At 71.4% G+C, this 21503-nt stretch carries 21 protein-coding genes; 14 read left to right on the top strand and 7 right to left on the bottom strand.

Going from position 1 to position 21503, the window contains the following annotated elements:
• Position 1: 1 nt before the first annotated feature.
• The 6 genes from lysA to HNR51_RS00930 all read right to left on the bottom strand — a co-directional run bounded on the left by lysA (position 2) and on the right by HNR51_RS00930 (position 5053).
• Positions 2-1270, bottom strand: coding sequence for a diaminopimelate decarboxylase (gene lysA / locus HNR51_RS00955; RefSeq protein ID WP_012453631.1), 1269 nt, complete (start codon positions 1268-1270; stop codon positions 2-4).
• A 98-nt stretch (positions 1271-1368) separates the two neighbouring features.
• Positions 1369-1719, bottom strand: a complete 351-nt coding sequence (locus HNR51_RS00950) for a hypothetical protein (RefSeq protein ID WP_182553716.1) — start codon at positions 1717-1719, stop codon at positions 1369-1371.
• A 116-nt stretch (positions 1720-1835) separates the two neighbouring features.
• Complete coding sequence (locus HNR51_RS00945) at positions 1836-2114, bottom strand: 3',5'-cyclic-nucleotide phosphodiesterase (protein ID WP_141951084.1); 279 nt, start codon at positions 2112-2114, stop codon at positions 1836-1838.
• Positions 2115-2362: 248 nt separating this feature from the next.
• Positions 2363-3058: a hypothetical protein gene (locus HNR51_RS00940; RefSeq protein WP_152276740.1), complete on the bottom strand. Its 696-nt coding sequence runs from the start codon at positions 3056-3058 to the stop codon at positions 2363-2365.
• A gap of 230 nt (positions 3059-3288) precedes the next feature.
• The gene (locus tag HNR51_RS00935) at positions 3289-3906 is read right to left on the bottom strand and encodes a DUF1134 domain-containing protein (protein ID WP_152276567.1); all 618 of its coding nucleotides are present in this window, start codon (positions 3904-3906) and stop codon (positions 3289-3291) included.
• Between the two features lie 193 nt (positions 3907-4099).
• Positions 4100-5053 carry a 3'(2'),5'-bisphosphate nucleotidase CysQ family protein gene (locus tag HNR51_RS00930; RefSeq protein ID WP_182553715.1) on the bottom strand — a complete coding sequence of 318 codons (954 nt, stop codon included), beginning with the start codon at positions 5051-5053 and terminating at the stop codon, positions 4100-4102.
• A gap of 391 nt (positions 5054-5444) precedes the next feature.
• On the opposite strand from HNR51_RS00930, the gene chpT reads away from it, so the two are divergent.
• The 11 genes from chpT (at position 5445) to HNR51_RS00875 (ending at position 18427) form a co-directional block, all read left to right on the top strand.
• Positions 5445-6185 carry a histidine phosphotransferase ChpT gene (gene chpT / locus HNR51_RS00925; protein WP_041371212.1) on the top strand — a complete coding sequence of 247 codons (741 nt, stop codon included), beginning with the start codon at positions 5445-5447 and terminating at the stop codon, positions 6183-6185.
• A 244-nt stretch (positions 6186-6429) separates the two neighbouring features.
• Complete coding sequence (locus HNR51_RS00920) at positions 6430-9195, top strand: hybrid sensor histidine kinase/response regulator (RefSeq protein WP_182553714.1); 2766 nt, start codon at positions 6430-6432, stop codon at positions 9193-9195.
• Between the two features lie 32 nt (positions 9196-9227).
• The gene (locus HNR51_RS00915; RefSeq protein ID WP_012453623.1) at positions 9228-9707 is read left to right on the top strand and encodes a chemotaxis protein CheW; all 480 of its coding nucleotides are present in this window, start codon (positions 9228-9230) and stop codon (positions 9705-9707) included.
• Between the two features lie 44 nt (positions 9708-9751).
• A complete protein-coding gene (locus HNR51_RS00910; protein ID WP_041371937.1) occupies positions 9752-10138 on the top strand; it encodes a response regulator in 387 nt (128 codons plus the stop codon).
• A gap of 61 nt (positions 10139-10199) precedes the next feature.
• Complete coding sequence (locus HNR51_RS00905; RefSeq protein ID WP_182553713.1) at positions 10200-11348, top strand: protein-glutamate methylesterase/protein-glutamine glutaminase; 1149 nt, start codon at positions 10200-10202, stop codon at positions 11346-11348.
• On the top strand, positions 11348-12205 hold the full coding sequence (locus tag HNR51_RS00900; protein WP_182553712.1) for a CheR family methyltransferase: 858 nt from the start codon (positions 11348-11350) through the stop codon (positions 12203-12205). The genes HNR51_RS00905 and HNR51_RS00900 overlap by 1 nt, the downstream gene beginning before the upstream one ends.
• A gap of 46 nt (positions 12206-12251) precedes the next feature.
• Positions 12252-12977, top strand: a complete 726-nt coding sequence (pxpB, locus tag HNR51_RS00895) for a 5-oxoprolinase subunit PxpB (RefSeq protein ID WP_182553711.1) — start codon at positions 12252-12254, stop codon at positions 12975-12977.
• A gap of 136 nt (positions 12978-13113) precedes the next feature.
• Positions 13114-14133 (top strand): 5-oxoprolinase subunit C family protein, encoded by a 1020-nt coding sequence (locus HNR51_RS00890; protein ID WP_182553710.1) that lies wholly within the window; start codon positions 13114-13116, stop codon positions 14131-14133.
• 46 nt (positions 14134-14179) lie between these two features.
• On the top strand, positions 14180-15271 hold the full coding sequence (locus tag HNR51_RS00885; protein WP_182553709.1) for an apurinic/apyrimidinic endonuclease family protein: 1092 nt from the start codon (positions 14180-14182) through the stop codon (positions 15269-15271).
• A gap of 133 nt (positions 15272-15404) precedes the next feature.
• Positions 15405-18161, top strand: coding sequence for a TIGR02302 family protein (locus HNR51_RS00880; protein WP_182553708.1), 2757 nt, complete (start codon positions 15405-15407; stop codon positions 18159-18161).
• Between the two features lie 80 nt (positions 18162-18241).
• On the top strand, positions 18242-18427 hold the full coding sequence (locus HNR51_RS00875; protein WP_012453615.1) for a twin transmembrane helix small protein: 186 nt from the start codon (positions 18242-18244) through the stop codon (positions 18425-18427).
• Between the two features lie 18 nt (positions 18428-18445).
• Here the strand turns inward: HNR51_RS00875 and HNR51_RS00870 are convergent, their stop codons facing one another.
• Positions 18446-18937, bottom strand: coding sequence for a lipocalin-like domain-containing protein (locus HNR51_RS00870; RefSeq protein ID WP_182553707.1), 492 nt, complete (start codon positions 18935-18937; stop codon positions 18446-18448).
• A gap of 285 nt (positions 18938-19222) precedes the next feature.
• Between HNR51_RS00870 and HNR51_RS00865 the strand changes: the two genes are divergently transcribed.
• The 3 genes from HNR51_RS00865 to HNR51_RS00855 all read left to right on the top strand — a co-directional run bounded on the left by HNR51_RS00865 (position 19223) and on the right by HNR51_RS00855 (position 21464).
• A complete protein-coding gene (locus tag HNR51_RS00865; protein ID WP_012453613.1) occupies positions 19223-19861 on the top strand; it encodes an acyloxyacyl hydrolase in 639 nt (212 codons plus the stop codon).
• Positions 19862-19979: 118 nt separating this feature from the next.
• Complete coding sequence (locus HNR51_RS00860; RefSeq protein WP_012453612.1) at positions 19980-20552, top strand: cob(I)yrinic acid a,c-diamide adenosyltransferase; 573 nt, start codon at positions 19980-19982, stop codon at positions 20550-20552.
• A gap of 162 nt (positions 20553-20714) precedes the next feature.
• Positions 20715-21464, top strand: a complete 750-nt coding sequence (locus tag HNR51_RS00855) for an electron transfer flavoprotein subunit beta/FixA family protein (RefSeq protein ID WP_012453611.1) — start codon at positions 20715-20717, stop codon at positions 21462-21464.
• Positions 21465-21503: the final 39 nt, after the last annotated feature.

Below are 21503 nucleotides of genomic sequence, written 5' to 3'. Positions count from 1 at the left end.
CTCAGGCGAGCCAGTCGGGCAGGCGGTCGAGGCGGATCAGGTCGTCATAGCTCGGGCGCGGGCGCACCACCGCCGCGCGGTCGCCGCTCACCAGCACCTCGGGCACGAGGCGGCGGCTGTTGTAGGTGCCGGCCTGGACCGCACCGTAGGCGCCCGCGCTCATCACCGCGATCAGGTCGCCCGGCGCCGCCATCGGCATCTCGCGGCCCAGCGCGAGGTAGTCGCCGCTCTCGCAGACCGGGCCGACCACGTCCGCCGTGAGCCGGGGCGTATCGGGGGCGGGCTCGCGCAGCGGGCGCAGGGCGTGGAACGCCTCGTAGAGCGTCGGGCGGATCAGGTCGTTCATCGCCCCGTCGACGATGACGAAGGTCTTCTCGTCGGTGGGCTTCACGTAGATCACGCGGGTGACCAGGATGCCGGCATTGCCGGCGATCATCCGCCCGATCTCGAAGACCGGGCGCAGGCCGAGCGGCTTGAAATGCGGACGCAGGATCGCCGCGAGCGCCGCCGGGTCGGGCGGGGGCGCGTTGTCGTCGCGGTAGGGGATGCCGAGGCCGCCGCCGAAATCGACATGGTGCAGCCGGTGACCGTCGGCGAGGAGGTCGCGGGCCAGTTCGCAGAGCAGGCGCGCGGCGTTGTCGAAGGGGGTCAGGTCGGTGATCTGGCTGCCGATATGCGCGTCGACGCCGACGATCTCCAGGCCCGGCAGACGCGCCGCCCCGGCATAGACCGCGCGGGCGCGGGAGATCGGGATGCCGAACTTGTTGTCGGACTTGCCTGTGGAGATCTTGGCATGCGTGAGCGCATCGACATCCGGATTGACCCGGATCGAGACCGGCGCCTTGCGTCCGCGGGAGGCCGCGACCTCCGACAGCGCGGCGAGTTCGGGCTCGCTCTCGACGTTGAAGCAGAGGATGTTCGCGTCGAGGGCGGCGGCCATCTCCTCGCGGGTCTTGCCGACACCGGAGAAGACGATGCGCTCGCCCGGCACGCCCGCGGCGAGCGCCCGGCGCAATTCGCCCTCGGAGACGATGTCCATGCCCGCGCCCTGGCGGGCGAGGGTGGCGAGCACGGCCTGGTTCGAATTCGCCTTCATGGCAAAGCACACCAGCGCGTCGTCGCCCGCGAAGGCTTGCGCGAAGACGCGGTAATGCCGCTCCAGGGTGGCGGTGCTGTAGCAGTAGAACGGCGTACCGACCTCGTCCGCCAACGCGGTCAGGTCGACGTCCTCGGCGTGGAGCCGTCCGTCGCGGTAGTGGAAGTGGTGCATCTCAGGAAAATCCGCCGGCCCGCCCGGCCCGCTCGAATGACGCGTCCGGCGACGCGCTGTCTACACCGAACCGAACCCGGCTCGCGCGGACTCGTGCGCTACAGGATCGAGTCGAGGATGAAAGGCTCCTTGGGAACCCTGTAGCCGCGCTTGGACCCGCGGGAGGTCGTGACCGGAACGCCGTCGCCGCCCGCGGGGATCGCTGCGGCACTCAGTTCGTCGCCCGCCTGCACCGCCTCGGGATCGGGGGCGGCGCCGCGATCGCCCACGGAGATCGTGCTGCCCGGCAGGCTCCGCGCCGAGGCCGGAACGCCGGGGCGCGTGCCCGGCGCGGGCTCGGACACGGCCGCGCCCGGCGGCTCCAGGCTGCCGCGCCGGCCGCAGGCCGAGCAGGCCAGGGCGAGGCCGAGCGCGATCAGGATCGAGAGGCGGGCGGAGCGGGCGGGCATCGGGATTTCCGGCGATTCTTTCCGGCGAGGCGGCGTGGCAGCGGTCTGGCCGCGCGAGCTTAGCCGTTGAGGCCCCGTCCCGATAGGGCGTGACCGCCACGGCCCCGCAGCGCGCCTCAGCCCTTCTTGTTGCCGCGCGCGGAATCCTTCGGCGGGGTGTAGGCGTCGATCGCCCGGCGGCAGTTCTCGGAGAGCTTCGACCAGTTGGTCTTGAAGCACTGGTCGGTGGCCGGATCGTCCGGATCGAGATTGCCGCAATAGCTGAGGTAATCGCCGGTGCAGTACTTCTTGAGCGTCTCGTTGCCGCGCTTGGACTGCTGCGCCTGCACGGGAGCAGCCAACAGGACGGCCGCCCCCGTGAGGGCGAGAACCAGGGGCGTCAGCTTCAAAGCCATGATGTTCGCTCGATCGCGGTTCGTGGGAAGAGAGTTGCGAGAGGAGATCCCGGCGCGATGATGCCCCCGCATGGTCGAAACAAGGCGGGTCCGGGGCAAACGCAAGATGGTTACGGTGCTTACGGACTCGTGCCGGAGGCCGCAAGGGACGCGACCGGGGATGAGGGCAGGATAGGCCGCGGCCACGCTTCGTTCGGTGCGTTTCGGCTCCCGGCGTTTCGGCTCCTGGCGTTCGGGTTCTCGGCGTTTCAGCTTTCGGCGAGCGCCGGGGAGGCGGGCGGGAAAGCACCGGCCTGGGGCAGACGGTCGCGCCGGGCGAGCGCGTCGGCCACCTCGGAGATGCGGCGGCGCAGCTCGGCCGTGTCGTCGCTCCCCCGCGCGGCCAGGGCGGCCTGGGCCGCCTTCAGCTCCGCGCGCAGGGCCTCGACCTCGGCCTCGATGCCCGCCTGCGGCGAGATCTCCGCGTCCCCGGCGATCGACGGCGCGCTCGCCCCATGCGTCCGGCGTGTGGCCTTGAGGTCGTCGAGAATCGCGCGGTGGGCCTCCTCCAGGGCGTGGAGGGTGGCGAGCCCGGTCTCGCCCTCGGCGCGGGCCTGGGCGAGTTCCCGGTCGAGCCCGGCGATGCGCTCGAGGGCGCGGGCCACCTCGGCCTCGCTGAGGATCCGGGCCGCGACCGCGGCCTCCGCCTCCATGGTGCGGGTCCCGATGGCGGCCATGTCGGCGTGGCGCCGGGCGGCGACCGCCTCGGCCTTGCGCTCCAGCCGGCGCTGCGCGACGGCGAACTCCGCCCGCAGGTGGTCGCGCTCGGCCACGACCTCGGACACGCTGACCGGCAGGGTCGCCTCGATCCGCCGCCGGGCGAGGCGGGCGGCGCGGGCATTCACGGTCGGCAGGATCGTCAGGGCGCACAGGCTCGCCAGGAGGAAGCCGAGCCCGAAGATCATCACGGTCTCGATCACGAACGGACCCTCACGCCGCCTCGGCCGGCAGGTCCGGCCGCCGCGTCTTTTGCCTGTCTTGCCCGCGCGGAGGCAAGCGCCCTGTCTTCGTCTCGAGCCTTAAGCGTCGGCAACCGCCTCCGCGGGCGCTTTGCGTGCCCGACCGCCGGCCCCGTCACCGGACAGGCGACTGCGGCGCGCATGCCCGGTTGCGGCAGGAGTCGACCGGAGGGAGATCAGAACGGGTTCCAGGTCGGGCGGCCGGTAAATTTCAGGTAGCCGACATTGATCCCGAGACGGGCGCCGACGCCGGAACGGATCGGCACCACGATGATGCCGCCATCGGTCACGGCCGTCATGCCGAAGCCGCCGATGAAGTAGGCCGAGCCGTCGACGCCGCCGAAGCGGCGGTAGAGGTCGCGCACGGCAGGCAGGTTGTAGACGAGCATCATGGTGCGCGCGCCATCGCCGCCGACGTCGAAGCCCAGCGTCGGGCCCTGCCAGTAGATCCGGCGCTGCCCGGCATTGCGGGTGTAGAGCGTGCCCTCGCCGAAGCGCAGGCCGCCGACGATGGCACCGGACGCCTCCTGGCCGAGGATGTAGCCGTTGGGCTCGCCCCAGCGCCGGGTCGCCTCCTCGACGGTGAGGGCGAGGCCGCGGGACACGCTGCCGAAGAAGCGGTGGCCGTTCTCGACCACCTCGGACGCACGGAACGAGTCCGGGCGGACGCCGTCATCCTGGTAGGCCGCGGCGGGGACGACCGCGCCCAGAAGTCCGCTCGAGAGCCCGGCGGAGAGGCCGAGCAGGGCGGCGCGGCGGGTCGTCGCAGCGGGTCGGATGGGATCGTGCGGCATGTCGGTCTCCCTTAACCGGCTCCCTCCGACCGGTCTCCTCCACCGGTGTCCTTGCCCGCCTCTCCGGCCGGGTCCTGCCCGGCGCACGGGTGCTTCCATCGGCGGAAGCGACATCGGATCGAGGCCCGCAGGGAGCGCGCAGTCTCGGTGCCGATCAAGTCAAGTTTGGGTTAACGGCCGGTTAAACCCGCCGTCAGGAGCCCTTTGCCGCATCCGGCGCCACCAGTTCCCCCGCCCGGCGGCGGTCGAAATAGGACACGGCGCTCTGTCGCGGCAGGTCGAGGGCGTCGCGGTAAGCCGACGAGGCGAGCGCCGCGAAGGGGCCGTTGCGGTAGAGGCGGGCGTGATGGCCGTAGGTGATCGTCGCCCCGTCCGGCCCGACGACGCATCCGCCGGCCATGGTGAGCACGTGGTCGCCGGCCGCCGTGTCCCACTCCATGGTGGGGACGCAGCGCACGTAGAGATCCGCCTCGCCCGACGCGATCAGGCAGAACTTGAGCGCCGAGGAGGCGACCCGACGCTCGCCGATGGGTAGCCGCTGCAGGCAGGCATCGGTGTCGCTGTCGCCGTGCAGGCGGCTGACGAGGGCGACGAGACCGTCCGCGCGCGCCGCGCGCACGCCCACCGCCCGGAACGTCCCCGGCCGCCCCTCGCGGATCGGCGCCTCGCGGGCGGTGGTGCCCGCCGCCCAGACCCGGCCGAGGCCCGGGGCCGCCAGCGCCGCGGCGATCGGGCGGTCGCCCTGCACGAGGCCGATATTGACACAGTATTGCGCGTTGCCGGCCAGGAAGTCGCGGGTGCCGTCGAGGGGATCGACGAGGAAGAACAGGGGCGCGGCCCGCGCGGTGCAGGAGGTCTCCTCCGCGATCACCGGGATGCCAGGGAAGGCCTGCGCCAGCGCCGAGACGATCAGCTCCTCGGAGCGCGTGTCCGCGAGGCTCGCGGGCGAGCCGTCGGGCTTGATGACGTGCGGACAATCGCCGCCGTGATAGCCCCGCAGGATGCGCCCCGCCTCGCAGGCGATCCCGGCGAGCTGTTCCGCGATGGCGTCCCGCATCGCGGCCGGAACGGGCGCCGTCAGGGAAACCGGCGGGATGGCCGGAGCACCGGCCGGAGCGGAGGCCGGGATGGAGGCGGGGGCGGTCATCACACTGTCATCAATGACGGAAGGGGGCTTGTCGATCCGAAAGCCGGCCAATCCCCTGTGCACGCTTTCGTGACGCGGCCTCCATGCGCGCCGGTTGCGGCGAATTCGGGACCTCGTGCCCTGCGGGCGCTGCCTCGCCCCGCGGGCCACCGAGACCGGAGGCCGCCGCCCCGCCGTCGCCCGCACGGCGCGCAAGCAGAGGGCGCGCAAGGATTCGAACCTCGGGATCGATGTCCGCGGCTTTCCAAAGTGGCCGGCGGTGACTATTCGCTTGGGCCCTATCCGGTGCCCGCCGCATCCGAGGGGCGGCTCACCGATCGACGACACCTCGCGAACCCTCTTTCGACAGCCGGACGACAGGCCGGGAACGGAGCGCGCCATGAGCGGTAGTATGAGCGGTACCACGAGCCTCACCCTCGACGCCCTCGACCTCTCGGCCCTGCTGTGCTCGCGCGTGTGCCACGACGTGATCAGCCCGATCGGTGCGATCGTGAACGGCCTCGAAGTGCTGGAGGACGACGACGACCCCTCCATGCGCGAATTCGCGCTCGAACTGATCCGCAAGAGTGCGCGCACCGCCTCGGCCCGGGTGCAGTTCGCCCGCATCGCCTTCGGCGCGGCGGGCTCGGCCGGCGCCTCGATCGATCTGGCCGACGCCGAGAAGGTCTCGCGGGCCATGTTCGCCGACGAGAAGACGCAGATCACCTGGAGCGCTCCCCAGGCCCTGTTCCCGAAGAACAAGGTCAAGCTCCTGCTCAACCTCGTGGTCATCGCCTCCAGCGCGATCCCCCGCGGCGGCGTGATCGACGTGGCGGTAACCGGCGGCGGCGACGCCCCGCGCCTCGTCCTCCGCGCCAAGGGCAGCCACGCCCGCATCCCGCCCCATGTCGAGGCGCTGATCGCCGGCACGCCCGAGGGCGGCAGCGTCGATGCCCACGGCATCCTGCCCTTCTATGCCGGCCTCGTCGCCCGCGCGGCGGCGATGGATGTGCGCTTCGCCATCGAAGGCGACGAGGTGACGGTCACCGCCACGCCCACCGAGGCCGCGGTGGGCCTGCCCGGCGCGCCCGCCCCCAGCGTCGAGGACGAGCGCCCCTCCGACAGCGCCCCGCCGGACACGCAGCTCGCCTGAACCCCTCGCCTTAGGCCTCTCGCCGCAGGCCCGCCGCGCGGTGGCCGGCGGCCGGAGCGTCCACGGCCGATGACCGGTGGGTCCGAAGGATCCGGGCCTCTGCCCGGACGCCTCTTCTTCCGGAACCCGGCCTGCTCTTTCTAAAAACAATTGTGAAGCGGGCCCCGCCCTCAACGCTTCACTAACTTTCCAAGGCGAGAGTGCTCGTCGCACGCCTCTTTGTGCGCGTAGACGAGTACCCCCCATGGACGATCTGCTTCGCGAGTTTCTGGTCGAGAGCGCCGAGCATCTGGACACGGTCGATGCGGAGCTGGTCCGTTTCGAGCAGGATCCCAACAACCAGCAGATCCTGCGCAACATCTTCCGGCTCGTCCACACCATCAAGGGCACCTGCGGCTTCCTCGGGCTGCCGCGGCTCGAAGCGCTGGCCCACGCGGCCGAGACGCTGATGGGGCGCTTCCGCGACGGCTATCCCGTCAGCGGCGCCTCGGTCACCCTGATCCTCGCCACCCTCGACCGGCTCAAGGCGATCCTCGCCGATCTCGAAGCCACCGGTTCCGAGCCCGCCGGCGCCGATGCCGACCTGATCGGCGCCCTGGAGGCGATGGCCTCCGAGGAGGCGCCCGCCGCCGCGGCTCCGCCGCCCCCGCCGCTGCCCGATCTGCCGCCGATCGTGGAGCGTGAGCTGAAGCCCGGCGAGGTCTCGCTGGAAGACCTGGAGCGCGCCTTCATGGAAGCGCCCGGCCCCGATGACTTTTCCGCTCCGGCCGCTCCCGCGCCCGTCTCTGCGCCGGCCCCCGCGCCCGCGATCGAGCCCGTCCTCGAAGCCGCCGAGCCCGATTTCGAGAGCGCGCCGGAGCCGACGGCACCCGCCCAGGCTCACGAGCGCCCCGCGGCCACGGCGCCCGCCTCCGAAGGGAGCGGGGAAGGCCCGGTGGCCAAGGTTCAGACGATCCGCGTGAACGTCGACACCATCGAGCACCTGATGACGATGGTCTCGGAACTGGTGCTGACCCGCAACCAGCTCCTCGAGATCGCCCGCCGCCACGAGGATTCCGGCTACAAGGTCCCGCTCCAGCGCCTCAGCCACGTCACGGCCGAGCTGCAGGAAGGCGTGATGAAGACGCGCATGCAGCCGATCGGCAATGCGTGGCAGAAGCTGCCCCGCGTCGTGCGCGACCTCTCGGCCGAACTCGGCAAGGGCATCGACCTCGTGATGTCGGGGGCCGAGACCGAACTCGACCGCCAAGTGCTCGACGTCATCAAGGACCCGCTCACCCACATGGTGCGCAACTCGGCCGACCACGGCATCGAGGCCACCAACGAGCGCCTCAAGGCCGGCAAGCCCGCCCGCGGCTCGATCCGCCTCTCCGCCTATCACGAGGGCGGCACGATCACGATCGAGATCGCCGACGACGGCAAGGGCCTCGACCTCGCCGCGATCCGCAAGAAGGCGATCGAGCGCAACCTCGCTCCCGCCGCCGACGTCGAGCGGATGACCGACGCGCAGGTCGCGAAGTTCATCTTCCACGCCGGCTTCTCGACCGCCAAGGCGGTGACCTCGGTCTCCGGCCGCGGCGTCGGCATGGACGTGGTCAAGACCAATATCGAGACCATCGGCGGCGTGGTCGACATCGCCACCGAACTCGGCAAGGGCACGACCTTCACCATCAAGATCCCGCTGACGCTCGCCATCGTCTCGGCGCTGATCGTCAAGGCCGGGGAGCAGCGCTACGCCGTGCCGCAGATCGCGGTGCTGGAGCTGGTGCGGGTCGATCCCAAGGACGAGAACAAGAGCACGAACTCGATCGAGCGCATCCACGGCGCGCCGGTGCTGCGCCTGCGCGAGCGGCTCCTGCCGATCGTCACCCTCGACGGGCTGATGCGCGGACAGGCGATCGCCGAGGAGAGCGAGATCGTCGAGGCGGGCTTCGTGGTGGTGGCCCAGGTCGGCCGGCAGCGCTTCGGCGTGCTCGTCGACGAGGTCTTCCACACGGAAGAGATCGTCGTGAAGCCGATGTCGTCGAAGCTGCGGCACATCCCGCTGTTCGCCGGCAACACGATCCTCGGCGACGGCGCGGTGGTGCTGATCGTCGATCCCAACGGCGTGGCCAAGCTGGTGGGCCAGAGCGCCCAGTCCGGCGCGGCGACGGAGGCCGAGACCGAGGAGGTCGAGGCCGGCGACGCCAAGGCGACGCTCCTGGTGTTCAAGGGCGGCGCGGGCGGCTTCAAGGCGGTTCCGCTCTCCCTCGTCACCCGGCTGGAGGAGATCGACGCCTCGAAGATCGAGCATCTCGGCGGGCGCCCGCTGATCCAGTACCGCGGCCGCCTCATGCCGCTGGTGCCGGCCGATCCGGGCATCGCGATCCGCTCCGAGGGCAGCCAGGCGCTCGTCGTGTTCTCCGACGGCGACCGGGCCATGGGCCTCGTGGTCGACGAGATCGTCGACATCGTCGAGGAGCGCCTCGACATCGAGATCTCGGCCGATCGCTCCGACCTCATCGGTTCGGCGGTGCTGCGGGGCCGGGCGACCGACATCATCAACATCGCCCACTTCCTGCCGCTCGCCTACGACGACTGGGCGCGGGGCCCGCGCAAGACCGTGGTCAAGGCGCCCTCGCTCCTGCTGGTCGATGACTCGGCCTTCTTCCGCGACATGCTGACCCCGGTGCTCAAGGCCGCCGGCTACAGCGTGACCACCGCGGCCTCCGCCGACGAGGCGCTCGGCCTGCTCAAGGGCAATGCCGGCATCGACCTCGTGGTCAGCGACCTCGACATGCCCGGCCGCAGCGGCTTCGACCTCGTCGCCGCCATGCGCGGGACCGGGGGGCGGCTGGCCGAGATGCCGGTGATCGCGCTGACCGGGACGGTCGCCGCCGATGCCATCGACCAGGCCCGCCGCCTCGCCATCAGCGACCTCGTCGCCAAGTTCGACCGCAGCGGCCTGCTCGCGGCGCTCGCCGAGATCGGCGAGGCCGGCCAGCCCGCCGACACCCGCGCCGCCGCCTGAGACCCGAACGGACCGGAAGAGGACACGCCGCCATGCAGGCCGCCAACGGAAACGCCGTTCCCACCGACACCACCGACTACGTCACCGTCTTCGTCGGCGAGACGATGTTCGGGCTCACCATCGACCGGGTGCACGACGTGTTCGTGCCCGCCGGCATCACCCCGGTGCCGCTGGCACCGCGGGAGATCGTCGGCCTCCTGAACCTGCGCGGGCGCGTCGTCACTGCCCTGTGTCTGCGCCGCCGCCTCGGCATTCCGGGGCGCGAGGCGGGCGCGGCCGAGATGGCCATCGGCCTGGAGCAGGCGGGCGAGACCTTCGCCCTCATCGTCGACGGCGTCGGCGAGGTGCTGAAGCTCGGCGCCGACACGCAGGAGCCGGTGCCGATCAACCTCGATGCCCGCTGGCGCGACATCTCGCTCGGCGTCCACCGTCTCGACGGACGCCTTCTCGTCATCCTCGACGTCGATGCGCTGCTCGCCTTCGGCGACGCCCGCGAGGCGAAGGTCGCCTGAAGCCGAGGAATGCGCCCATGAAGACCGGTTCGGCCACAAGCGCCATCAAGACGGCCCTGATCGTCGACGACTCGGCGGTGATCCGCAAGGTCGCCCGCCGCATCCTGGAGACCCTCGACTTCAGCGTCCGCGACGCCGAGGACGGCGCGACCGCGCTGGCCCTGTGCGCCGAGGCGATGCCGACGGTGATCCTGCTCGACTGGAACATGCCGAACATGGACGGCTACGAGGTGCTGCGGCAGTTGCGGCAATCGCCCCTCGGCGACCGGCCCAAGATCCTGTTCTGCACCACCGAGAACGATGTCGGCGCCATCGCCCGGGCGCTGCGCGCGGGCGCCGACGAGTACATCATGAAGCCCTTCGACCGGGAGATCATGATGGCCAAGCTCGACCAGGTCGGCTTCGCGGTCCGCCCGTCCGAAGCCGCCTGATTTGTCTCCGGGGGCCCCTCCGGGTCTCCGCCCCTGTTCGATCCCCGGAAACGAGTCCCCCATGTCGGCATTCCCGGCCGTCGCACACGCTCCGGCGGCCCGCAGCCCGATCAAGGTGCTGGTCGCCGACGATTCGGCCGTGGTGCGCGGGCTCGTCTCGCGCTGGCTCGGCGAGGCCGGCCACGAGGTGGTCGCCACCGCTCCCAACGGCCGCGCCGCCGTGGATGCGCTCGCCCGCTGCAACCCCGACGTCGTGCTCCTCGACATCGAGATGCCCGAACTCGACGGCATCCAGGCTCTGCCCCTCATCCTCGCCAAGCAGCCGGGGGTGCAGGTCGTGATGATGTCGACGCTGACCCAGCGCAACGCCGACGTCTCCCTGCGCTGCCTCGCGCTGGGCGCCGTCGATTACATCCCCAAGCCCGAGAGCAACCGCGGCGTCACCACCTCGGACGGCTTCCGCAACGACCTGATCGAGCGCATCCGCGTCTTCGGCGCCGCCCGCGCCCGGCGCCGCCCCGCGCCGACCGCGGTCGAGGCCGCCGCTTCCGCCACCCCCGCCGCGCCGGCGGTCTCGCGCCTGTCGGGCACGGTGACGCTGCGGCCGAAACCCCGCACCGTGGCCCCGCCCCGCGTCCTGCTGATCGGCTCCTCCACCGGCGGCCCGCGGGCGGTCGGCGAGGTGCTGGAGAAGATCGGCGCGGCCACGCTCCGTCGCCTGCCGGTGCTGATCGTGCAGCACATGCCACCGGTCTTCACCGCCGTCTTCGCCGAGCATCTCGGCGCCCGGATCGGCCTCCCGGCGGCCGAGGGCAAGGCCGACGAGCGGATCCAGCCCGGCCGCATCTACGTCGCCCCCGGCGGGCGCCACATGCGGCTCTCCGGCTCGGCCGCGGACACCGTGATCCGCCTCGACGACGGGCCACCGGTGAATTTCTGCCGCCCGGCCGTGGACGTGATGTTCCTCGACGCCGCCGCCCTCTACGGCGGGGCGACGCTCAGCGTCATCCTCACCGGCATGGGCTCGGACGGAACGGCGGGCGCCCGCGCGCTGGTCGAGGCCGGCGGCACCCTGCTTGCTCAGGACGAAGCGACGAGCACGGTCTGGGGCATGCCCGGCAGCGTCGCCAAGGCCGGCCTGTGCCACGCCGTCCTGCCGCTCCCCGAGATCGGACCGGCCCTGCGCAGCGCGATCGCGGAGCGGGTCTGATGACCGAGGCGGATTTCGCGTTCCTGCGCGACTATCTCAGGAAGCGCTCCGGCTTGAGCCTCGGCGCGGAGAAGCGCTATCTCGTCGAGAGCCGGCTCACCCCCGTCTGCCGCCGCTTCAACATCGCGACGCTCACCGACCTCGTCGGCACCCTGCGCCTGTCGCGGGAGGGGGCGCTGGAGAAGGCGGTGGTCGAGGCGATGACCACCAACGAGACCTTCTTCTTCCGCGACCGGGCTCCGTTCGACCTGTTCCGCGACGTGCTGCTGCCCAAGGCCATCGCCGCCCGCGCTTCGCAGCGCCGCCTGCGGATCTGGTCGGCGGCGGCCTCCACGGGGCAGGAGCCGTACTCGCTCGCGATGATGCTCCACGAGGCCGCGGCGCAGCTCGCCGGCTGGCAGATCGAGATCGTCGGCACCGACCTCTCGACGGAGGTTCTGGAGAAGGCGCGGCTGGGCCTCTACAGCCATTTCGAGGTGCAGCGCGGCCTGCCGGTGCAGCTCCTCGTCAAGCACTTCACCCAGGTCGGCGAGCAGTGGCGGATCAGCCCGGCGCTCGCCGGGATGGTGAGCTTCCGGCCGCTCAACCTGCTGAGCCCGTTCGAGCATCTCGGCCAGTTCGACATCGTCTATTGCCGCAACGTGCTGATCTACTTCGACGCGCCGACCAAGACCGACGTGCTGGAGCGGATCGCCAAGGCGCTCGCTCCCGACGGCGCCCTGCTGCTGGGCGCCGCCGAGACGGTGATCGGCCTCACCGAGGCGCTGGTGCCCGATTCCCAGCATCGCGGCCTCTACCGGCAGGCTGCGGCGGCCGGGCGTGGGGCGATGCCCCACCGCCTCGCCGCCGGGTTCTGATCGCGCCGCCTCGCGAGCGGCCGCCGGATCGGCTAGCCTGCGACGCATGACGCACGACGCGCCGCGGCTGCTGCCCTGCGGGGACACGGCCTTCACCATCGAGTTCGGCGCGCAGATCGACGCGCGCCTCAGTGCCCGCGTGCTGGCCCTCGATGCGACGCTCGCGGCGCATTCTCTCCCCGGCGTGCTGGAGACGGTGCCGACCTACCGCTCGCTCACCGTCCATCTCGATCCGGTCATCGCCGATCCGGCCGAACTCGGCCGCGCCGTGCTGGCGCTGGCCGATGAACGGCCCGAGGCCGGTCCGGCCCCGCGGCTGTGGCGCATCCCCGTGGTCTATGGCGGCGCCTTCGGCATCGATCTCGAGGCGGTCGCCGCCCATCACGGGCTGGCGCCGGAAGCGGTGATCGCGCGCCACAGCGCCCCGGACTACCGGGTGGCGATGATCGGCTTCCTGCCCGGCTACGCCTATCTCGAAGGACTCGATCCCGGGCTCGCCCTGTCGCGCCGCCCGAGCCCGCGACCGGTGACGCCGGCCGGCACCATCTCGATCGGCGGCGCCCAGGCGCTGGTGGCGAGCATCGCCGCACCGAGCGGCTGGCACCTCCTCGGCCGCACCCCCGAAAAAGTCTTCGCGCCGCAGCGCGATCCCGTCTTCCTGCTCCGCCCCGGCGACCGGGTGCGCTTCGTGCCGACCCCGCCCGAGCGGTGGGCGGCGCTGGACGCCGCCGCCGAGGCCGGCGAGCCGGTGGCCGAATTGTGCGAGGGGTGATGGCACCGATCCGCCCTGACTGCCGACGGGGCCGTTTCTTCCCCCTCTCCCCACACGCGGGGAGAGGGGGTGCACGAAGCATCGCCGTGCGGGAGCGGCAGCTGGCTTGGCCACGCCCGGTTCGCGCCCCATCCCGATGAGCGCCCGCCTTCACATCACGCGCCTGACCGGCGCGGCCTCGCTGCAGGACGGCGGACGGCGCGGCTATCTCCGCTTCGGCCTCTCGGCCTCCGGCCCGATGGACCCGCTCGCCTTCGCCGCGGCCAACGGCCTCGTCGGCAACCCGGCCGACGCCGCGGCGCTCGAACTGGGGCTGGCCGCGGTCCGGCTCCGGGCCGAGGGCGGCGCGGCGCGCCTCGCTTTGGCGGGGGCGCCGAGCGGCCTGCGCCTCGACGGCGAGCCGATCGCCGCGCACCGCTCCTTCCTCCTGCGCGAGGGATCGGAACTGACGGTGGAGCGGCCCCGCGAGGGCGTCTTCGCCTATCTCGCGGCCGCGGGCGGCTTCCCCGTCCCTGCCGTGATGGGAAGCCGGGCGCTGCACCAGCGGGCGGCGCTTGGCGGCCTCGGCGGACGCACCTGCCGCGAGGGCGACCGCCTGCCGCTGTCCGCCCCGCCCGCGATCGAGGCCGATCGCTGTGTCGACCCGATCCCGCTGGAGCGGGAGGCGCCGATCCGTGTCGTCCTCGGCCCTCAGGACGACCTGTTCGCGCCGGCCGGCCGCGTGACCTTCCTCTCCGAACCCTTCACCGTCTCGAACCGCGCGGACCGGATGGGCTATCAGCTCGACGGGCCGGAGATCGCGCACGGGCCGGGCGGCTTCAACATCGTCTCCGACGCCACCGTCGCCGGCTCGGTGCAGGTGCCGGGCTCGGGCCGACCGATCGTGCTCCTCGCCGACCGCCAGACCACCGGCGGCTACCCGAAGATCGCCACCGTCATCTCCGCCGACCTCAGGCGGATCGCGCAGCGCCGGCCCGGCGAGGCCGTGCGCTTCGAGGCGATCGATCTCGCCGCCGCCACCCGGCTGGCCCGTGCGCGGGCCTCGCTGATCGCCGGGCTGGCCGACCGCCTCAGACCGGTCGAAGGCGAGGCCGAGCGGCTGATGCGGGCCAACCTCGCCGGCGCGGCGGTGGACGCTCTTCACGCGGAGGATTGATGTCTTTCAGCGGGGGCCGAATACGGATCTGACGCGTTGTCGGGCCATGTCGCGCACTGCAAAAGCCTCCGAAAAAGCCTCCGAGCCGCCCCGCCTCGGCTTCTGCTGCACCTTCATCCCCGATCCGGATCCGGCCCACAAAACCCTGAAGGCCGCCAAGGACGCGGCCAAGCTGATGAATCTCGGCACGGTGACGATGGCGCATCTGGAGCGTCTCGGGCCGGCCGCGCGGTTCGAGAAGCTGGAGGGCGTGGTGCGCCACAACCTCGCGGCCCTGGAGCGCCAGATCGCCTGGGTTTCGGCCCGGCCGCCGCTGGAGCGTCTCCTGCGCATGGCGAGTTCGGTCCTGCCCGGCTACACCCACCCAGTGGCCGAACCGCTCTACGCGCAAGCCCCGATGCGCGCCCTGATCGAGACCGGTCTCGCCCGGATCGGCGAGCGCGCGCGGGCGGGGGCGGTGCGGCTCAGCATGCATCCCGGCCCGTTCTGCATCATCGCCTCGCGCAACCCGAACGCGCAGCGCAACGGCATCGCCGAACTCGAATACCATGCCGAAGTGATGGCGATGCTGGGCTACGGCACCGGCTGGCACCCGCACGGCGCCCATGTGAACATCCATATCGGCGGGCGCGAACCCGGCATCGAGGGGTTCCGGGAGAGCCTGTCGCTGATCTCGGAGACGGCGCGCAACCTGCTCACCGTCGAGAACGACGAGTCGCTGTTCGGCCTCGACGCGGTGCTGCGCCTCGGCGACCGGGTGCCGGTGGTGCTCGACCTGCACCACCACTGGGTCGAGAGCCGCGGCGAATACATCGAGCCCGACGATCCCCGCATCCAGGCGGTGATCGCCTCTTGGCGCGGGGTGCGGCCGGTGAGCCATATCAGTGTTTCACGGGAAACGGTTCTGCCCGAGCACGACACCGGCACGCTGCCGGACTACGCGGCGCTGGCGGAACAGGGCCATTCCTGGCGCGATCTCGCCGCCCATTCCGACCTGATGTGGAACGAGGCGGTCAATGCGCTGGTCGCCCGGCACCTCGCCTGGAGCGATTTCGAGATCGAGGCCAAGGGCAAGAACCAAGCAAGCGTCCCGCTCGCTGCCCGGATCGGCCGCGATCTCGCCCTGGCCGCGGCCTGACGCCCCCCAAGCGAGACTGGCAAGCGCGGCTGGGCGGATTTGACCCGGCGGAGCGCGCCCGTCACCATGCTAGCTTCCTCATCCGTGCGCGGGGCTCTCTGCCCGGCGCCCGTGGGAGCCGCGACCGTACACGATGAGCGAGGCCGAACGGACGAATCCCGTCAGCGACGACCGTCAGGGTGAGGCGACGCGCCGCCTCGACCGGCTGGTGGCGCAGGCGCGGGCAGCGGGCCTGTGGGAGCGGGCTTGGCCGGTGCTGTGGCGCGGCCTCGGTGTCGTCCTCGCCTTTCTCGCCGTCTCCTGGCTCGGCCTGTGGCTCGACCTCCCCCCGCTCTGGCGCATGGTCGGGCTCGGCCTCTTCGCTGTCCTGCTCGTCGCCGCCCTGCTTCCGGCCTTGCGCCTGCGTGCCTTGAGCCGGCGCGAGGCGCTCGCCCGGATCGATCGGGAAGCTGCCCGCGGCGGTGGGACCGCGCATGATCCGGCCTCTTCGATCGAGGACACGCTGGCCGTCGGCCAGAGCGATCCGGTCACCCGCGCCCTGTGGGCCCTGCATCAGTCGCGCGCCGCCGCCGCCGTCGCGCGGCTGAAGGCCGGGCGCCCGCGCCCGCACATGCCGGGGCACGATCCGCTGGCGCTCCGCGCGGGCGTCCTCGTCGCCGCGCTCGCCGCCCTGTTCGTCGCCGGCCCTGAATGGCGCGGGCGCGTCGCCGCCGCCTTTGACTGGCGCGAGCCGCAAGCCGCCGCGCCGAGCTTCCGTGTCGATGGCTGGATCGACCCGCCGATCTACACCCGCGTGCCGCCGCTGATCGTGACGATGTCGGGGAGCGGGGGCGGCCCCGCGGGGGACGCGGTGCAGCGCCTGCGCGCGCCGGTCAATTCCATCCTGATCGTGCGCATCGCCGGCCAGGGCGAGGCGGAGCTGACCCCCAACGCCGCCCTGGTGCCGGTGGCCAAGGACGAGAAGGCCGCCTCCGCCCGCCCCGCGCCCCAAAGCGCCACTCAAGGCACCAGCCAGGGCGCCGCGAGGGGCAACGAGACCCGCGCGAGCCTGCGCGAGGAGCGCTTCCGGCTCGCCGGCGGCACCGCCGAACTCGGCATCGCCGCCTCCGGCGCGCCGCCGCAGCGCCTGGTGATCGAGACGATCCCCGACCGGCCGCCGGAGGTGCGCCGGGTCGGCGACCTCGAGGTCAACGGGCGCGGCACCTTCAACCTCACTTACCGCGCGAAGGACGATTACGGCATCGCCTCCGCCGAGGGGCTGGTCGAGCCGGTCAAGCCCGGCCGCTCGCTCGTGCCGGTGCCCAAGATCGGGCTCGCGCTCCCCACGGACGCGACGGGCGAGAGCGACACCAAGACGCTCGTCGATCTCACCGACAATCCCTGGTCCGGCGCACGGGTGAAGCTCACCCTCGTGGTGCGAGACGAGGCCGGACAAGAGGGCCGCACCGAGACCGCCGAGGTCGTGCTGCCGGCCCGGGCCTTCAGTCAGCCGCTCGCCCGGGCGCTTGCCGAGGAGCGCCGCCGCCTCGTCACCGCGCCGGACGAGGACCGCGCCCGCGTCCAGACCGCGCTCGACGCCCTGCGGATCGCACCGGAGCGCTTCACGCCGCAGCCGGCGATCTTCCTCGGCCTCACCACCGCTGCCAACCGCCTGCGCGCGGCACAATCCGACGAGGATCTCACCGGCGTCGCCGACCTCCTGTGGGAGATGGCGCTCAAGATCGAGGACGGCGATCTCTCGGATGCGGAGAAGGCCCTGCGCGCCGCCCAGGACCGCCTCAAGGAGGCGATCGACCGAAACGCGCCGGACGAGGAGATCAAGAAGCTCACCGAGGATCTGAAACAGGCCCTCGACAAGTTCATGAAGGAGTTCGCCCAGCGCGCGAAGCCGCAGAACCGGCAGCAAGCCGAGCGTCAGCAGCAGCAGCAGCGCGGCCAGACCGTCACGCCCGACGATCTGGAGAAGATGATCAAGGACATGCAGGAGGCGATGCAGCGCGGCGACACGGCGGAGGCTCAGCGCCTGCTCGACCAGCTCCGCAACGTGCTCGAGAACCTCCAGAACGCCGAGGGCGGCCAGAAATCCGACGGCGGCATGGCCGAGATGAACCGCCAGCTCGACGAGCTCGACCAGATGTCCCGCGATCAGCAGGACCTGCGCGACGAGACCTACAAGGAAGGGCAGCAGGGCCAGCAGGGGCAGCGCCCCGGCTCGCGCCAGCGGCCGCAGGCCGGCCAGCCGCAGGGGCAGCAGGGCCAGCGCGGGCAGCAGCCCGGCCGGCAAGGCGAGGGTCAGGACGGGCAGCAGGGGCAACAGGGCCGTGGCCAGCAGGGGCAGAAGGGCCAGGGGCAGGGCCAGCAGGGTCAGGGCGGCGGACAGCAGGGCCAGAGCACGGGTCAGCGCCAGCAGGGGCTGCGCCAGCAGCTCGAGGACCTCAAGAACCGGATGAAGCAGCAGGGCCTTCAGGGCGAGGAAGGTCTGGCGGATGCCGAGGACGCCATGCGCGAGGCCGAGGAGGCGCTCGGCCAGGGCCGCAACGGCGATGCCGTGGACGCGCAGGGCCGTGCCCTCGACGGGTTGAAGCGCGGCGCCGAGGGCATGCAGAAGCAGATGCAGCAGATGGCCGAGGGCGAGGGCCAGGGCGAGGGCCAGGGCGAGGGCCAGTCGCAGGGCCGGCAGGGCCGCTCCGGCTCCGCCGACGACGATCCGCTCGGCCGTCCGACCCGCGGACGCGACCTCTCGAACGGCAATGTGCGGGTGCCGAACGCCGATGAATCCGCGGTGCAGCGCGCCCGCCGGATCATGGAGGAGCTGCGGCGCAAGCTCGGCGACCCCTCGCGTCCGCAGGAGGAACTCGATTATTTCGAGCGCCTGCTCCGGCGGAACTGACGCCCCGAACACCGACCGCCCGGACCGCGCTCGCGTGAGCGCGGTCGCCTACGAGATCACCGACTCGAGATTCCCGCCTCATGTCCGCCAACCAGCTCGTCCTTCTCGCCTGCCTCGCCGTCGCCGTGGTGCTGCTCCTCGGCCTCGTCAACATGATGCGCGGCGGCAGCGCCAACCTCTCGCAGAAGCTGATGCGCCTGCGCGTGCTCCTGCAATTCGTCGCGATCATCGTCATCATGGGCGTGGTCTGGTGGCGGACGGCCTGAGCGCCCGCCCCTGCCTTCTCAATCCTTCGCGCGCTCGAAGGTGACGATGCTGCGGGTTTCGCCCTTGTCGGCCCAGTTCGGCATGACCCGCCAGGGGGTCAGCACCCGCAGGCGCCCGCCGTCGAGCGTGAACGTGCGGGTCTGCTCCGTGCCGACCCATTTCGGATCCCAGGCGACATCGAGATCGGCGATCCACTTGTCACCGTCGAGGCGGAACTTGCCGGTGTAGGAGACGAGAGTCTCCAGGAGTTGGGCGCGCTGCGCGTCGTCCTTGGCGGGCTTGCGGCCCTCCCCCGTCAGCACGAAGAACACGCGCTTCTCCGGGGTGAAGTAGGCGTAGCCGGTCGGATGTTCGCCCATCACCGGCAGCGTCTCGCCATCCTTGCGGACCTCCACCTCGTAGGAGACCAGCTTCCACAGGCCCTCGAGCGGGGTGTCGCTCTGCGCCCGAGCCACCGTCAGTGCCGAACTCGCCGCCAAGGTCACGGCCAAGGTCGCGGCTGCCGGCATTCTCATCGTTGTCCGCATGGTCCATCCTTTTGCCTGTGGCGCCTCTCGGAAGAGGCTCGCGATCAACGCGATACCGGCCGGTGCGACGCATCATCCGCTGCATTGCAGCCATGCCCGTCTCAGTCAGACCTGCGGAACCCTGCGCGGTGTGGTTGCAGTTCAAGCCCGACTGTGGCGTCGGCGCCCCACCGGACCGGCAAAAACGTGGAAGCCGGATGAATCCGCGGGCTGCGCTTCGGGCACCGTGATATTCGAGGCGGGTTGAAACGGACGGACCGCCCGCCGATGAAGTCACCCCTTGCCCGGATTCTCGTCGGCGTCCTCGCCGCTTCGGCCGTCACGGCCACGCAGGCTGCCGATCTCGGCGCCGCCCGGGCCCCCGCACCGCCGCCCTACTTCGCTCCCGTCCAGCCCTACTCGATCGTCTCCGAGGTCCGCATCGGCGGCTCGGTTCAGGATCCGGGCAGCGCCGAGGGCAAGCTGCCGGGCTTCAGCACCGCGAACGTCAACGGCGAAATCCTGTTCGCCAAGCCGCTCGTGACCACCGATCCATTCTGGCAGGCCTTCGTGCCGCGGCCGACCGTAGGCGGCAGCTACAACACCGGCGGCCGCACCAGCTATGCCTATATCGGCGCCACCTGGACCGTGGATCTCTTCCCCGAGACGCTGGGCCGGCGCGTCTTCCTCGAAGGCTTCTTCGGCGGCGCCGCCCATAACGGCTATACCGGCCTGAAGGCGAACGCCCCCTACGGCTTCAATGCTCTGGGCTGCAACCCGCTGTTCCGCGAGGCGGCGGCGCTTGGCTTCCGCATCGACGAGCATTGGAGCGTGATGGCCACCGTCGAGCACATGTCGAATGCCGGCCTGTGCGGCGACAACCGCGGCCTGACCAATTTCGGCGGCAAGCTCGGCTACACCTTCTGACCGCGGGCCGCTTTTGCGGCCCGCCAGGCTTTTACGGCTTGCAAAGACCCGCCGGGCGCGAAACATCGCCCGGCGGGTCTTTCATTGCGAAGAACATCGGGCCCGCGGGAGAGACGCCTTGGTCAAGCTCAACCGCATCTACACCCGCACCGGCGACCAGGGCACGACCGGGCTCGCCAATGGCGAGCGTCGCTCTAAGGCGGATCTGCGGGTGGAGGCCTACGGCACGGTCGACGAGACCAATGCCTGCATCGGGCTCGCCCGCCTCACCGCCGAACCGGCGCTGGATGCCATGCTGGCGCGGATTCAGAACGACCTGTTCGATCTGGGCGCCGACCTCGCCACGCCGCCGAGCGACACGCCGCTGGGCTACGAGCCCCTGCGGGTCGTCGCCGCCCAGGTCCAGCGGCTGGAGGCGGAGATCGATGCGCTCAACGCCAACATCCCGCCGCTGAAATCCTTCGTCCTGCCCGGCGGCTCGGCCACAGCCGCCGCGCTCCACCTCGCCCGCACCGTCTGCCGCCGCGCCGAGCGGCTGGTGGTCGCCCTGTCGGGGGTCGAGAGCGAGGCGATCTCGGCCGAAGCCCTGCAATACCTTAACCGGCTGTCGGACTTCCTGTTCGTGGCCTCCCGCGCGGCCAACCGCGACGGCGCCGACGACGTGCTCTGGGTGCCGGGCCAGAACCGTTGAAGTTCCGCAGGTCACGCCCCCGATAAGGCGCGTTGACAAGCGGGAAATCGCCTCGCTACGGTCCCGCCGCCCTGACAATCCCATCGAATGCGGTCAAGCGGGTCCGAGAGCCGTCCGCCAAGTGACGCCGGGACTTCGCAGGAACGGAGGAAAGCGACAGCCATGAAGGTTCTGGTGCCCGTCAAGCGGGTCGTCGATTACAACGTGAAGATCCGCGTCAAGGCCGACGGGTCGGGCGTCGAGCTTGCCAACGTCAAGATGTCGATGAACCCCTTCGACGAGATCGCCGTCGAGGAGGCGATCCGTCTGAAGGAAAAGGGCAAGGTCACCGAGATCGTCGCCGTCTCGATCGGTCCGCAGCAGGCGCAGGAGACCCTGCGCACCGCGCTGGCCATGGGCGCCGACCGGGCGATCCTGGTCAAGACCGATGTGAACTGCGAGCCGCTCGCCGTCGCCAAGGTGCTGAAGGCGGTGGTCGAGAAGGAGAGCCCGAACCTCGTCATCCTCGGCAAGCAGGCGATCGACGACGACTCGAACCAGACCGGCCAGATGCTGGCGGCGCTCCTCGGCTGGCCGCAGGGCACCTTCGCCTTCAAGCTCGAATTCGGCGAGGGCGCGATCGACGTGACCCGCGAGGTCGATGGCGGCCTCCAGACGGTCTCGCTGAAGCTGCCGGCGATCGTCACGACCGACCTGCGCCTCAACGAGCCGCGCTACGCGAGCCTGCCCAACATCATGAAGGCGAAGAAGAAGCCGCTGGAGGAGCTGTCTCCGGAGGGGCTCGGGATCGACGTCACGCCGAAGCTGACCGTGCTCAAGGTCGCCGAACCGCCGGGCCGGCAGGCGGGCGTCAAAGTCGGTTCCGCGGCCGAGCTGGTGCAGAAGCTCAAGGTCGAAGCCGGCGTGCTCTGATCCCGTCGGCGCCGCTCCCGGATCCGGTCGAGCGGCGCC

This window comes from Methylorubrum thiocyanatum, assembly GCA_014138645.1.
Taxonomy (GTDB): Bacteria; Pseudomonadota; Alphaproteobacteria; order Rhizobiales; family Beijerinckiaceae; genus Methylobacterium; species Methylobacterium thiocyanatum.
Note: the sequence above shows the minus strand (reverse complement) of the source record. Positions and strands in the feature narration are given on the sequence as shown.

What these genes read in the sequence shown, in the direction of transcription:
- HNR51_RS00900 (WP_182553712.1), top strand. Translation starts at nt 11,348, where the DNA reads ATGACCGAGGCGGATTTCGCGTTCCTGCGCGACTATCTCAGGAAGCGC.
- HNR51_RS00930 (WP_182553715.1), bottom strand. Translation starts at nt 5,053, where the DNA reads ATGACCGCCCCCGCCTCCATCCCGGCCTCCGCTCCGGCCGGTGCTCCG.
- HNR51_RS00865 (WP_012453613.1), top strand. Translation starts at nt 19,223, where the DNA reads ATGAAGTCACCCCTTGCCCGGATTCTCGTCGGCGTCCTCGCCGCTTCG.
- HNR51_RS00940 (WP_152276740.1), bottom strand. Translation starts at nt 3,058, where the DNA reads ATGATCTTCGGGCTCGGCTTCCTCCTGGCGAGCCTGTGCGCCCTGACG.
- HNR51_RS00920 (WP_182553714.1), top strand. Translation starts at nt 6,430, where the DNA reads ATGGACGATCTGCTTCGCGAGTTTCTGGTCGAGAGCGCCGAGCATCTG.
- HNR51_RS00890 (WP_182553710.1), top strand. Translation starts at nt 13,114, where the DNA reads ATGAGCGCCCGCCTTCACATCACGCGCCTGACCGGCGCGGCCTCGCTG.
- lysA (WP_012453631.1), bottom strand. Translation starts at nt 1,270, where the DNA reads ATGCACCACTTCCACTACCGCGACGGACGGCTCCACGCCGAGGACGTC.
- pxpB (WP_182553711.1), top strand. Translation starts at nt 12,252, where the DNA reads ATGACGCACGACGCGCCGCGGCTGCTGCCCTGCGGGGACACGGCCTTC.
- HNR51_RS00950 (WP_182553716.1), bottom strand. Translation starts at nt 1,719, where the DNA reads ATGCCCGCCCGCTCCGCCCGCCTCTCGATCCTGATCGCGCTCGGCCTC.
- HNR51_RS00855 (WP_012453611.1), top strand. Translation starts at nt 20,715, where the DNA reads ATGAAGGTTCTGGTGCCCGTCAAGCGGGTCGTCGATTACAACGTGAAG.
- HNR51_RS00880 (WP_182553708.1), top strand. Translation starts at nt 15,405, where the DNA reads ATGAGCGAGGCCGAACGGACGAATCCCGTCAGCGACGACCGTCAGGGT.
- HNR51_RS00875 (WP_012453615.1), top strand. Translation starts at nt 18,242, where the DNA reads ATGTCCGCCAACCAGCTCGTCCTTCTCGCCTGCCTCGCCGTCGCCGTG.
- HNR51_RS00885 (WP_182553709.1), top strand. Translation starts at nt 14,180, where the DNA reads ATGTCGCGCACTGCAAAAGCCTCCGAAAAAGCCTCCGAGCCGCCCCGC.
- HNR51_RS00915 (WP_012453623.1), top strand. Translation starts at nt 9,228, where the DNA reads ATGCAGGCCGCCAACGGAAACGCCGTTCCCACCGACACCACCGACTAC.
- chpT (WP_041371212.1), top strand. Translation starts at nt 5,445, where the DNA reads ATGAGCGGTACCACGAGCCTCACCCTCGACGCCCTCGACCTCTCGGCC.
- HNR51_RS00870 (WP_182553707.1), bottom strand. Translation starts at nt 18,937, where the DNA reads ATGCCGGCAGCCGCGACCTTGGCCGTGACCTTGGCGGCGAGTTCGGCA.
- HNR51_RS00905 (WP_182553713.1), top strand. Translation starts at nt 10,200, where the DNA reads ATGTCGGCATTCCCGGCCGTCGCACACGCTCCGGCGGCCCGCAGCCCG.
- HNR51_RS00935 (WP_152276567.1), bottom strand. Translation starts at nt 3,906, where the DNA reads ATGCCGCACGATCCCATCCGACCCGCTGCGACGACCCGCCGCGCCGCC.
- HNR51_RS00945 (WP_141951084.1), bottom strand. Translation starts at nt 2,114, where the DNA reads ATGGCTTTGAAGCTGACGCCCCTGGTTCTCGCCCTCACGGGGGCGGCC.